This window comes from Aureispira sp. CCB-QB1 (assembly GCF_000724545.1).
Lineage (GTDB): Bacteria > Bacteroidota > Bacteroidia > Chitinophagales > Saprospiraceae > Aureispira.
The window spans coordinates 197,584-211,033 of the sequence record NZ_JHBV01000029.1 but is presented as its reverse complement, the minus strand read 5'-3'; the positions used below and the strand labels follow the sequence as shown (position 1 = coordinate 211,033).

Annotated in this window: 7 protein-coding genes; 2 read left to right on the top strand and 5 right to left on the bottom strand. The window is 36.0% G+C overall.

The features are described 5' to 3' along the window. Window positions 1-59 precede the first annotated feature (59 nt). On the bottom strand, window positions 60-1,160 hold the full coding sequence (locus tag CG11_RS14485) for a glycosyltransferase (protein WP_231512801.1): 1,101 nt from the start codon (window positions 1,158-1,160) through the stop codon (window positions 60-62). Between the two features lie 113 nt (window positions 1,161-1,273). Continuing rightward, a complete protein-coding gene (locus tag CG11_RS14480; protein ID WP_197043854.1) occupies window positions 1,274-2,950 on the bottom strand; it encodes a DUF4836 family protein in 1,677 nt (558 codons plus the stop codon). A 644-nt stretch (window positions 2,951-3,594) separates the two neighbouring features. Here CG11_RS14480 and CG11_RS14475 point away from each other — a divergent pair. Both CG11_RS14475 and CG11_RS14470 read left to right on the top strand, forming a co-directional pair. Further along, a complete protein-coding gene (locus CG11_RS14475; RefSeq protein ID WP_052597419.1) occupies window positions 3,595-4,626 on the top strand; it encodes a WG repeat-containing protein in 1,032 nt (343 codons plus the stop codon). 206 nt (window positions 4,627-4,832) lie between these two features. Next, window positions 4,833-6,041, top strand: coding sequence for an OmpA family protein (locus CG11_RS14470; protein WP_052597416.1), 1,209 nt, complete (start codon window positions 4,833-4,835; stop codon window positions 6,039-6,041). Window positions 6,042-6,174: 133 nt separating this feature from the next. Here CG11_RS14470 and CG11_RS14465 read toward each other — a convergent pair whose 3' ends face one another. The 3 genes from CG11_RS14465 to CG11_RS14455 form a co-directional block, all read right to left on the bottom strand. Continuing rightward, a complete protein-coding gene (locus CG11_RS14465; RefSeq protein ID WP_052597414.1) occupies window positions 6,175-8,295 on the bottom strand; it encodes a S9 family peptidase in 2,121 nt (706 codons plus the stop codon). A gap of 301 nt (window positions 8,296-8,596) precedes the next feature. Next, the gene (locus CG11_RS14460; protein ID WP_052597412.1) at window positions 8,597-9,355 is read right to left on the bottom strand and encodes a DUF1295 domain-containing protein; all 759 of its coding nucleotides are present in this window, start codon (window positions 9,353-9,355) and stop codon (window positions 8,597-8,599) included. Window positions 9,356-9,519: 164 nt separating this feature from the next. Then, a complete protein-coding gene (locus CG11_RS14455) occupies window positions 9,520-12,975 on the bottom strand; it encodes a pyruvate carboxylase (RefSeq protein ID WP_052597410.1) in 3,456 nt (1,151 codons plus the stop codon). Between the last annotated feature and the right edge of the window lie 475 nt (window positions 12,976-13,450).

Below are 13,450 nucleotides of genomic sequence, written 5' to 3'. Positions count from 1 at the left end.
CTTCGTATTACTTATTTACAATAGTTAGCTTCGCTCACGAAGTGATCAACGAACTACTATTATTTAAAAACTTGTTTATAAAAAGCCTCCAGTTTTACAGCTTCTTTTTCCCAAACAAATACTTCGCGTGCTTTTAAACAGTTGGCTTGTAAGGTTTGATAAGCTTCAGGTTGCTCAATAATTTTTTTGATGCTGCTAACGATAGTTTCAGGGGTCAAATCATCCAATAAAAGACCCACAGGATGTTCTTCGATAATCATGGCATATTCAGGAAAGTTCATATTTAAAGAAGGTTTTAGGGCTTGAATGTAATCAAAGAATTTATTAGCTAAAGAATAATAATAATTAAGCCCTTTATTTTGTAGCAAATTAACTCCTAAGTGCGCTTTTAGAGTAACTGCTTTAAGTTCATGAGGCTGTATATAGCCCAAAAATTTGACTTGACGATCCAACCCTAATGTTTGAACTAATTGACGAAGTTCTTGAGAACGATCTCCTTCACCTGCCAACCAAAACTCAACCTCTGGTAACTGTTGTAAGGCAGCAATCATTTCTTCTAAGCCACGTCCATCGTTTAAAACACCTTGATAAAGTAGAATAAAAGGCGTTTGAAAAGATAATTGCTCAATAGGTTTGGTCTGCTGAAAAGGAACGTTTCTGATAACTTCAAAAGAAGTATGGTAACGTTTTTGAAAGACTTCTTGCAAGCTTTGACAAACCGTATAAGCGTGTGTTAACTTAGGAATAGTGTGTTGGGCAACCCATTCCCAAATTCGTTTTGTCGTCGGTCTTTGGACTACTTCTGGTACTTCTGTAAAATACTCATGAGCATCATAAATACAAATTTTCCTTTTTATGCGACTGCTGTAAAAGCCTGCCAAAATCGTATCCAAATCAATGCTACAAACAGCATCAAAACGATGCCACATCAAAAAGAAAAACAGTCGAATATTATATTCTAAATAAAAAAACTTACCTCGCTCAAAAAAACAGTTCAAACGTTTTTGTTGGAATGCTTGTTGGCGCAATGGTTTTGAGTTGGGACGCTGGCGACCAATCAGCCAAACATTGTAGCCTACATTTGCGAGACTTGTACAGATGCGAATCATACGCTGGTCGTAAGTTAAGTCATTGGTAACCGTAAAATATATTTTCTTCATTAAGAGGTTGGATATACTAAATTTGGATAAAGAAGAAAGCCCCATCAAAAGCAAAAGAGCCATTTTGAAGGCACAAAATGACTCTTTTTTATTAAATATCGTAATTCTTAATACTAAGTATTTTCTAGAACCTCTTCAGTAGTATTTTCCAAATCATCAAAGTCATCTTCAAAGTCTTTGAATTCATCTTCTAGTTGTTTTTTCATTTCTGCCTCAATTTTTTCTTTATCTTGGTACATCTTATCAAGTGATTCGATCAAGCTTTTTAAGCTATTTTTATTGGCATCTTTCAAAATGGTTTTAGCCATAATCTCGTTGCCTTTTCCAATCATTTTTACGGTACTTACATTTTGGTATTCGCTCATCATTTTAGACAAGCTCAAGCTATTAGGATCCATTGGCAAATAGTTGGCAATAACATCGTAGTTTTGATTGATAAGATTGTAATCAAGGAACATACCTACCCATCCTGATTGCAATTCATTGACAACTTTATTGTTGGTGCCAGCAATCGCTTTGTCTAAGTGTGCATTTGAGTTAGATACTAAAATGACATCGTCTTTGACAATCGCAAAAAACTGCATAGGAGTAGCATCTGGGTCCATGATACTTTGTTGTCCTGTGAAAATGTACTTGTCTCCATCTTTGGATACCATAGAACCTACTTTAGTCAACAAACTATCCATAAATGCCTTGTCTTTTAGCCCAACGGCTAATAAAACAGCAGGATCGTTGTCTTGAGCTGCTGGGGCATAAACATTAACAGCCATATCTCCTGTAATGCCGTTTTTGATTTGACCTAAATCTAGTCCTACAAATTTTAAATAGTTGTCTACGAACTGATCTAGCCCACGTTTTGCCATGAAATTTAAAACGCCATCTACACTGATACCAAATGTCATGGAAGCGGCTGCATTTTCGGCAGGGAGGTAGCTAGCATAATCAACGGCTAGTTTATTAGGGAAAACATCACCTAGTTCTTGAACTAAAACCTCGCTAAAATCAAAATAAGTACCAGCATCCATTTCACCCTTTTTGAAGTCGTAGAAGAAAGACATATAGTTTCCTTTTAAGCCTTCTTCTGGTATTTGAGCCATGGCAAGTCCTCCTTTGATAGATCTTCCTGTTTCAGGATTTTTGAGCATTGCCTCAACGATAGGGTCTGCGCTCATCCAAAACATAATGTCTTTGCTCTCTTTTAGGTGTTTTTTAAAGTTAGCGTTCGAGTGAATATTTTCACCACTAGGGTTGAGCATATTCTTAATCTTTTCATCATCATTGAAGCTAGTAAAAGCTAAAAGATGTTCGCTTTGAATCAAAAATGCATCGTTATCTAAAGCAGTAATCGTATAGCCATCCTTAGCTTCTGGTTGAGCCTCTTTTTCCTCTTTGAGTGCTATTTGAACAGCAGCATCCATTTTTGCTTTGTCTGATACTGGCAACATAAAAGCAGCTTCAAATGATTTTTCTGACATGTTCTCTGGGACAGAAAAATAAACTCCCATATTACCTGCCATATTAATTCCTGCTGCTTCTGGATCTTCCAAAAACGGAACCATTTCTGGTGATTCTTCTTTCGCTTTTTGAATAAAATCTTTAAAGAAAGAGGTTTGCTTTAGGCTAGCATAATCTGCCTTTTTCATTAATTGTTTGGTGTTCATTAAAAAAACACCTGTAGCATTGGCAGGAATAGCGTTGGAAACATCAGCAGAGCCTTTAACACTAGGACCTCCACAAGATCCAAGCACAAAGAGAATGGATGCTGTTAAGAATACAGCAAGAAGTTTCATTGTTTTTAACATTGGTGGTTATGATTTTTTGGTTAGATGAAGCGGGATATTACCCCCTGAAATATATAGTATTTTAAGTGTTCTTTGAAATTGCTCAAATTTAAAGGTGTTTTTGGGCAACTTCTTGTATTGCGATTTGTGTTTTTTCACAAAAATAGCCATTTTGCGTTTGATATAGATTGTGACGTAGGGTTGAGGTTCAAATGAAAAACAACCAAAATGTTTTGGAAGTTCAAAGATGCTCAATCGATAACCAGCTTGGTATGTCTGTTTTGTAAAGTGATGTATATAAGGAGAGGGAAGTAAACATTTAATTGTAATGAATTTTCATTTCGAAATGGTTATATATTTATAGTTATAAGTATTAGTATTGATTATAAATAACATTAGATACACATACTTTACATTAACATTTTTTATTCTAAAATGATTCACAATTTAGGTATTATTTTTTAGTAGTCCGCTAATTTTTTGCTTTTTTAAGAAAAAATGAAAAACAAGTGCATTGGATTGGGGTAGGATCATTATTATTGTTTGAATAACCTCATTATTAATAACTTGTTTCTAGTTAAGGTTTTGGTTGCTAGAAGGTTAAGTTTTTTTGAGAAGCTATTGTATTTTTTAATTTTTAAAACAATAATTTAATGAAGTCGAACTATTTTTTGATTTATATAGTTGCTTTTTTTCTTACGTGGGGATGTACTTCTGAGACAGCTAATAAGGGAGAGGCAAATGGTAGCAATGGAGAAGGTCCAATTACACACCAATTGGATACCGCAGTTGGTTATTGTTTTCAATTATTCGAAGAAAACTTGATAGAAGCGGTAGAAATTGGAATAGATGGAAATAAAATAACAGGAGAAGGGCGTCGAGTTTACCCTAGCATACAAGCAACTTATTATCTACGGTTTGAGGGTATATTGAATGGAAATTCGGCTGAAATGGAAATTTATGCGACTAATGCTAGAGACAGCAAAAAAACGTTGAATCATCGAGAAACTTGGGAGATAGGGGAAGAAGTATTAAAGGTCAAAAATAGAAAAATAGAAAATGTTGAAGGGGATTACACTTTTTATCGTGTTGCTTGTCAAACTCAACGAAATGAAGACTCTACGCTATACGATAGTTTTGATGGTTTTAATGAGGATGGTTATGCTGTGGTTTCTAAAAATGGTAAATATGGCGTGCTTAATAAAAATAATGAATTGACTGTACCATTGTTTTATCGTGATTTAGGGGTTATTAGCGAAGGGACAGTCATATTTTTTGATGAACATATCGGCATGTATGGCTTGCTGGATGCAACAAATGGAGAAATGTTAGTTGAGCCGAAATATCTTGAAATGATGCGTTTTAGCGAAGGATTAGCGGCCTTTCTAACAGAAGAAGGAAAATGGGGATTCATGAATAGAGATTTGGAAGTAGTGATTAAACCTCAGTTTTTTAATGTTAATTTCTTCAAACCAGATCCCTACCGAAAGGCATTTAACGAAGGTTTGGCAAATGTAGAAACAGAACCAGGAATTTGGAACTATATTGACAAAACTGGAGATGTGGTTATAGCAGGCGACTTTTTTCATACGAAGCCTTTTGAAAATGGAGAAGCTTCTGTTTATAAAGATAATAAATGGTATTTTATAAATAAAGGAGGAAAGTGTGTTAAAAATTGTGACTAATATTGTATCTTAAAAAGGGTTAATTTGTGGCAATATATTTTAGTTATTGATATTTGAATATATATTTGTCTTGTAAATAGGCAAGTAATTTGCAGTATTTACTACGATTGGTATTGCCAATAACAGTCTACTAACAGAAAGGTAAATTAGTCGAATGTTAGGTCAAAAATGTACTCTAAACTGATTTTAAACACATAAATTTAAGTATGAAAAAAATCATTTTACTCTTTGCTTTTTTAGCGTTGCATACTACAGAAACAACAGCGCAACCACCTGAAGGACACGATGAAAATCTAGTGCCTAATCCTGATTTTGAGGCTTTAATTGGTCGAAGACCAGAATCGGATGTTGATGGCTCAGGTATTTTTCGTTATAATATGGTGGCTTGGAAAAGTCCAACAATGACGACACCAGATGTTAAAATTGGGCTTCCGTCTGATATTAAACGAGCCAAACGGGATGGGATTGATTTGGATAAGCCTCATTCTGGATACAAAATGGTTGCTATTCTAACTCACAACCCAGAGTCAGAGAGAGACGATACGTATAGAGAATATATACAAGTCAAGTTGAAGAAGCCATTGATCAAAGGTCAAGAATATTATTGTGAATTTTGGGTTTGTAGAGCTAGATTAGCTCGTTACGTCTCTAATAATATAGGGGTTGCTTTATCGCCTACTAGATTGAGCGAAGAAGGTTGGAAGCCATTGACAAACATTGTCCCAGATTATAACTATGATGAATTGATTAATCCTAAAAAAAGAGAATGGCAGCGCATTTCATTTACCTTTATTTCACCCAACCGCTCAGAATATTTGTGTATTGGTAATTTCTTTAACAACGAAAAAACTAAGATGGTAGAGGTAGAAGATCCAATACAGGCTACAGTAGACGAAAAAGCATTTAATAATGCTTATTATTTGATTGATGATGTTATGCTTTGTGCGACTAGTATTCCTGAGCCTGAACCAGAGCCCGAACCAGAACCAGTTGCTCCACCTCCTGCTGTTGGTGCAGTGATCAAACTGGATCGAGTGTTTTTTGAAACGGCAAAATGGGCGTTGTTGCCTGAGTCTCATGAGCAATTGGATGAGTTGGTTAGTTTAATGAATGAATACCCCTCTATGGAAATTGAAATTCATGGGCATACAGATAGTAGAGGAGACAATGATTACAATCAAAATTTGTCTGAAAATAGAACAAAGTCCGTTTATGAATATTTGGTTGATCAAGGAATTGATGCTTCAAGAATGCAATACATAGGATATGGAGAAAGCAAACCAATTGCTAACAATAAATATGCAGATGGTCGCCAACTAAATCGTCGAGTAGAATTTGTTGTGACACATATTGATGCCGAAAATACGGTGATAGAACACAGTAATGAAGTTACTCCTTATACTGATAATGATTAGTATTTGAGTCTTAGCATTCTGTCAAGTAAATTTCTTTCATTTTTAGAATGCTTAGCTATTATCTTAAAAATGCTGAATTTGAGAATTCTCAAATTCAGCATTTTTTATTCAAAGCAAAAGAGTAGGGAAAAAACTACTCCTCGAAAAAAGCACGTTTCCAGAAGCTTTCTTTTAATTTTCTAGCGTGTTTGCCCTTTGGACCACCCCAGCCATGTCGTTCGTTGGGATAGAACATCATTTCAAATTCCTTGCCTGCGTCTTGCATTTTATCAATCAACTGAATGCTATTTTGAACATGGACATTGTCGTCCATCAATCCATGCGTAATCAGTAATTTTCCCTTATATTTGTCAACATGACTTAACACAGACCCTTGTTGGTAACCTTTTTCATTTTGTTGGTAAGTGTCCATATAACGCTCGGTGTAAACATTGTCATACAATTGCCAATCCATAACAGATAAATTGGCAATGCCATGTGTAAAATAATCTGCACCATAAGTTAGTGCCAATGCAGACAAATACCCACCATAACTACTGCCTGTAATACCCATGCGATCAGTATCTACAAAAGGCTGTTTTTTGAGCCAATTCACAACAGCAAAATAATCTTCCATTTCCCACTTTCCTAAATTTCGATGCATGTAGTCCAATCCCTTTTTTCCAAATTTACCAGAACCTCGATGAGAGACAGAAACAACAATAATTCCCATATCGGTTAGGTTATTTCCATTCCATCCCCTCCATGCATCCTTAATGCCACCAGCATCAGGACCACCATAAATTCTAAAAACAACAGGATATTTTTTCTTTTTATCAAAATTACTAGGCAATGTCCAAACGACAGGTAGGTCAAATTTTCCATCTGTTGATGGCACCCGAAATAATTCCATTTTATGATGCAAAGTAGGATCAAATTCAGGTGTTTGTGATTGGACAATGGTTCTAATTTCCTTGCCATAGATATCGTATAAAACTCTAGATGGCGCTTTGGAAATACTGCTATAACGATCTACAAAGTAGCTTTGTTGAGGAGATAGCATTGCAATGTGTTCGCCTTTTCCTTTAGTAAGTTGTTTTAGGTTAGAACCATCCAAATTAACAGAGAATAAATGCATGTCGGTATTAATCGTACCTGTTCCTTCAAAGTAGACAATCTGCTTTGCTTCATCTACTTTTTTTATACTATTAATCCGCCAGGGAACATCTGTAATTGTTGTTTTTAATTTTCCATTCAAATCATAATAATAGAGATTATACCAATCGTTTTGGTACGACCTAAGAATAAAACCACTGTTGTCTTCTAGCATATAAATATCTTTAAAGAAATCAACCCATGTAGGGCGACTTTCTTCGTAAATTCTTTTGGTAGAACCATTTTGGGGATTGGCTAGCAAGAGTTCAATCTTATTTTGATCACGAGGCATTTTTTGAAAAAGCAATTGTTTAGAATCTTTGGTCCAAAATGGCCAAGCGATGTATTGGTCTATATTTTTATCAGTATCTACCCAAACTGTTTTGTTGGTTGTTATATTGCAAATGCCTAGAGCAACAAGTGGGTTGGGATCTCCAACTTTGGGATAGTGCATTGTTTCCAATTCTCCATGAACGCCTGTAGACCGATAAATTGGAAAAACAGGAACAGGGCTATCATCAAATCTTAAATAAGCAATTTGTTTGCTGTCTGGCGACCACCAAAAAGCCTTGTAATAAGAGCTACGACCTAAAATTTCTTCATAATAGACCCAAGATGCCCAGCCATTGTAGACCTTATCTGAACCATCTGTTGTTAATGGCGTTTCTTTGCCCGATTCTAAATGAAGTGTATATAAATTACCTTTTCTAGTAAAGGCGATGTATGCATTATTGGGAGAGAAAGTTGGGTTTTCTTCCAAATCCTCATGTTTCGTCAGCTGGCGAACTTCTCCTGTGGCTTTCTCAAAGAGGTACAAATTGTTATCTTTGGTTAGAATGACTTGTTTAAAATCTTTAGTATGTGGAGCTCTCCAAGATAGTTGAAATTCTTTTGGAATTTTTTTTTGAACTTCTTTTCTTGGGCTATTGGCTTCATAAGGGCTGGTAGATCCTGTTTTTGCATTTACTTTTAGTAGAACTATTTTTTTAGCATCTTTTTCGTCTGCTCTACGTTCTAAATAATGTTGATCATCCAACCACCCCATAAATCCCAAGCGCCAATTTTGTGCTTGAAGGATAGTAGCAATTAGAATTAGACCAATGGTGAATGTTTGTCTCATAATCGTGCAATGTGTTAATAGAATGTGTTTGATATAGTTGGTTTTTACTATTACCAATGTGTCAATAGTTCGTTGAAACCACGGAGTAGCAGCGCAGCTAACTAAAAGCGCAGCGCTCACGAAGTAAACTTTATTAGTTTATTGCATGAGTGCTTCGCAGTTGATAATTAATAAGTTACACCTTTGTTGTGTTTTGTGTTAAAATTTTTATTATCAAGCTAATATAAATGTGTTTTTTTATCTTTTTGGTAAAAAGTAAAAAATCAACGAACTACTAATGTGTATAAAATGCCAACAAAGTCTACCAAAGAAAAGGCAAAACAGCTTTTCGATTTTCAGGATAATTTTCAAATTTATTGTGGTACCATTTGTGATGCGCTATGGCTCTAGGAGATAAATTAGCAAAAGTCCATAAAGCAAAAGATAGAGCAGGTAAAGACCAAACCATAATGGCAAAACCTATCCATTCAATGATTTCTCCCAATAAATTGGGGCAAGAAACATACTTAAACAAGCCACCTTGAGGAATTTTATACCCTGTTTCTCCTGGTTTGCGAAGGTTGAGTAAAATATTATCAGACTGAATATTGATGAACATTCCTATCAAAAAGAGCATGATACCAATCCAGAAAATAGGAGAACTTAACCATGTTTCAGGATACAAGTTTCCGTAATTGCCCAAAAAGTAACCATTGATAAAGCCATTTATAATATTAAAAAAAATAGCAGAACCCATAATCATGACAGGCATTTTCTTATTATGATCTCTTTGTCGTAGGGGGTAGATTATCGTTCGATTAAGATAGTGTAATATCCATAAACTCCAAAAAATTAAAGTAACTTTATTGGGTGCTGTACTACCTGTAAAGAAAAAATAACTGAATAGAAGAGGGGATGGCAACTCCATTAAAAACCAGCCTAATCGAGCATTAATACTAGGTCCCCAATTTTCGGATGTATGCCGCCCAAATGGAGCGGTGACAAAAAATAAAGAAAGAAAAGTAAGGGAAGCCAATGCTATCCAGCCGTATGCAATACCATAAAAAAGTGTCGTTGTCATATTGAGGGAAGATATGTGAATATTGAAAGGAAAAAATAATTAAAATAGAAGAGGTGTAGCTCAAAGCTACACCTCTATGGAGTTACTAAAGTAAAACTTTTTTTATTATAAACAATGTGGATTATATCATTAGACTATTCTAAAGTCAGTAGTTAACTTATTGCTTATTCTAATTCAATAATTAAATCGTCTTGTCCAACCATTGTTTTTTCTGTTAAGTGTATTTTTTTGATAACTCCCGAAACAGGAGAAGTAATGGTACTTTCCATTTTCATGGCTTCAATGATAAACAAAGGTGTATTAGGAGTTACATTATCTCCTTCCTGTACCAAAATTTGTGACAAACTTCCTTGTAAAGGCGCACCAATTTGGCGTTCTCCACTTGCTTTTTGATGCAGCACTTTTTCTGTTTTAATCGTTTGATCTTTGATTTTGACAGAGCGAGTTTGACCATTGAGTTCAAAGGTTACATTGCGCATTCCTTCTTCATCTGGTGCCGAGGAACCGATGTATCGAATTAAAATATTTTTACCATTATCAATTTCTACAATCGTCTCTTCATTTTGTTTCAAACCATAAAAGAAAGGCAGTGTTGGTAAATGTTGGACGGCGTTAAATTTCTCGTGATGTTCATAAAAATCTCTAAATACTTTTGGATAGAGTTTGTAAGAAATAAAATCTAACTCATCACAGAATGTACTAAATTCTTCTTGAAATGCCTTGAACTCTTTTTCAAAGTCAATGGGAGCTAAATGCGCATTAGGACGTTCGACAAAAGGTTGCTCCTCTTTTAAAACGATTTTTTGCAATTCTGAAGGAAAGCCACCGTGCGGTTGTCCCAAGTTTCCTCTAAATAGTGCTTTAACACTATCGGGGAAATCAATGGTTGTTCCTTTGGTAAGGATATCGTTTTCAGTATAATTGTTGGCAGTCATAAACATTGCCATATCTCCAACAACTTTTGAGGATGGAGTAACTTTAACTAAATCACCGAATAAGCGATTGACAACTCCGTAGTTGTGTTTAATCGTTTCAAATTGATCCTCTAGACCTAAACCTCTTGCCTGTGGACGTAAGTTAGAGTACTGTCCGCCAGGAATTTCATGTTGATAAACTTCCGCTGTTCCTGCTTTTAGTTCGGACTCAAATGGATAGTAGAATTCTCGAACAGCTTCCCAATAGTTGGAAAATGAATTTAAGGATTGGACATCTAAGTCAGAAGCACGTTCATGAAACTGGAGCATACTGGCAATAGAGTTGAAGTTAGGCTGAGATGTTAGTCCAGAGACAGCACTTAGGGCAACATCCACAACATCAACACCCGCTTCAATCGCTTTTAAGTAAGTAGCAGATTGAATAGACGAAGTATCATGCGTATGTAAGTGAATGGGCAAATCAACGGCTTCTTTAAGCCCTGTGATCAATTGTTCTGCAGCATAAGGTTGTAATAAACCTGCCATATCTTTGATACAAAGCAAGTGAGCACCCTCATCTTCTAACTGACGCGCCAAATCAAGGTAGTATTGCAAGGTATATTTTGTTTTGTTAGGATTGTTAATATCCCCCGTGTAACAAATACAAGCCTCTGCCAAAGAGTTGGTTCGTTCTCGGATGGTTCGAATGCTCACTTTCATAGCTTCTACCCAGTTCAAGGAATCAAAAACTCTAAAAATATCAATACCTGTTTCAGCAGCTTTTTCTATAAACTTTTCTACCAAATTGTCAGGATATGCCGTATACCCAACGGCATTAGAACCACGCAGTAACATTTGCAACAATGTATTGGGCATTGCCTTTCTCAACAATTTCAAACGTTCCCAAGGACACTCTTTTAAAAATCGCAAAGCAACATCAAAGGTAGCACCGCCCCAAACTTCCATAGAAAAGATATTGGGGTTGTTTTTGGCAAACGATTCAGCCACTTTAATCATATCATGGGTACGGACACGAGTTGCCAACAAGGATTGATGCGCATCTCTGAAAGTAGTGTCTGTAAACTGAATGGATTTTTCTTGTTTTAACCAATCTACAAAACCTGCTCGACCAAGTTCATTGAGCTTGTCTTTGGTTCCTTTTGGGAAGTCGCTCATTTTATCAAACGCAGGAACAATTGGTTTGCGAAATGTTTTATTCGCATCAACATATTTAACATCTGGATTCCCGTTAATAATAACGTCACCCAAATACGATAACATTTTAGTACCTCTATCCAAACGTCGTTTGGATGATTGCATTAGTTGAGGGTTCGAATCAATAAAGGTAACGGTTGCTTTTCCCGCTTGAAATGTCTCGTCTGTTAATAAGTTAAGAAGAAACGGAATATTGGTTTTAACGCCACGAATTCTATATTCTCTTAATGCTCTATGTAAGCGACCAGATGCTCCTTTGAGGGTGCGCCCCCAAGCGGTAACTTTAACAAGCATGCTGTCAAAAAAAGGTGAAATCTTGGCGCCAGTATAAGCAGAACCAGCATCTAGACGAATCCCGAAGCCAGCAGCACTGCGATAAGCAATTAGTTGACCATAATCTGGTTTAAATCCTTCGCTAGGATCTTCAGTTGTAATTCTACATTGAATTGCATACCCCATATGACTGACACTTTGTTGGCTCAGAATATAAATCTGTGGATGGGATAGTGGGTAACCCATTGCAATCAAAATCTGAGAACGAACAATATCAATGCCTGTGATTTGCTCGGTAATGGTATGCTCTACTTGAATTCTAGGGTTGACTTCTATAAAGTAAATGTTTTCATCTTTATCAACCAAAAATTCAACAGTTCCAGCATTACTGTAGTTGACATGTTTGGCAATACGCAACGAATATTCGTATAAGGCGTCTTTGGTATTTTGACCCAGAGTGGCAGATGGAGCTACTTCTACTACTTTTTGAAAACGACGTTGCAAAGAACAGTCTCTTTCAAAAAGATGCACCATATTGCCATAGTTGTCGGCTAAAATTTGAACCTCAATATGTTTGGGCGCGTCAATATATTTTTCTAAAAAAACGGTATCGTCTCCAAAGGCTGTTTTGGCTTCTCCTTTAGCTTCTGAATAGGCTTTAGGAAGGTCTGATTCTTGGCGGACGACACGCATACCACGACCACCTCCACCTGAGGCAGCTTTTACCATAATCGGATAACCAATGCGAGCAGCCTCTTCTAAGGCAATTTCTACGCTGGTTAATGGAATTTGACTGTCTTCAATTAACGGAACTTCTAGCTTTCGTGCAATTTCTTTGGCATCTACTTTATCTCCCAATTGTTGCATGGCAGAAGGGGATGGACCAACAAAGACAATTCCTTCTTCTTGACAGCGTTGAGCAAAGCGAACATTTTCTGACAAAAAACCATATCCAGGGTGGATGGCTTCCACCGCATTTTCTTTAGCTATTCGAATGATTTCTTCAATATCCAAATAAGGCTTTAGTGGTTCGTCATCTTTGCCCACTTGGTAGGCTTCATCAGCTTTGTAACGATGTAGAGAATAACGATCTTCGTGCGTATAAATAGCAACAGTAGTGAGTTCTAGTTCGGAGGCAGCACGAAGTACCCGTACAGCAATTTCTCCTCGGTTGGCAACCATTAATTTTTGGAAACGGTTGTGTTTTTGCGTTTTCATCGCGTTTTTAAATTTGAGATTAGAAGAATACTAAATTGAAAACCTATATATAACATTCTTTGATAGCTTACAACAAATAAAAAATCCAATTCCAACAAACAGGCTTGGAAAATTAGAACGTGTTGCAGTGCCTAAGAACATGATTTTTTAAGTAGTAGTGGGGTATTTTTAGATTCTAACCTTTGAACATTTAAAAGCTAAATGTTCAACTATTGGATTGTCGCAAAGTAATTGTAATCTGAGGAGAAAAGCAAGCTTTTAAGAAGCAAATTTGGAATTTTATTTTAGACTTAAACTATATGTAGTTTAATAGTTTTGCTATTCTGATTTAGAAACCTTTTTTTAGAATATTATATGGCTTTTGTAGATTGCTTTGTTTTACAATCCCTTGCAAAAGGGAGAGCTATTTTTGTGTCGATTTAGGACAATTTTCATTTTCCAAATGAAGGGTTTGGATCGTTCAAATAATTTGATA

Coding starts and splice junctions, on each gene's coding strand:
- CG11_RS14485 (WP_231512801.1), bottom strand. CDS start 1,160: ATGAAGAAAATATATTTTACGGTTACCAATGACTTAACTTACGACCAG.
- CG11_RS14480 (WP_197043854.1), bottom strand. CDS start 2,950: ATGAAACTTCTTGCTGTATTCTTAACAGCATCCATTCTCTTTGTGCTT.
- CG11_RS14475 (WP_052597419.1), top strand. CDS start 3,595: ATGAAGTCGAACTATTTTTTGATTTATATAGTTGCTTTTTTTCTTACG.
- CG11_RS14470 (WP_052597416.1), top strand. CDS start 4,833: ATGAAAAAAATCATTTTACTCTTTGCTTTTTTAGCGTTGCATACTACA.
- CG11_RS14465 (WP_052597414.1), bottom strand. CDS start 8,295: ATGAGACAAACATTCACCATTGGTCTAATTCTAATTGCTACTATCCTT.
- CG11_RS14460 (WP_052597412.1), bottom strand. CDS start 9,355: ATGACAACGACACTTTTTTATGGTATTGCATACGGCTGGATAGCATTG.
- CG11_RS14455 (WP_052597410.1), bottom strand. CDS start 12,975: ATGAAAACGCAAAAACACAACCGTTTCCAAAAATTAATGGTTGCCAAC.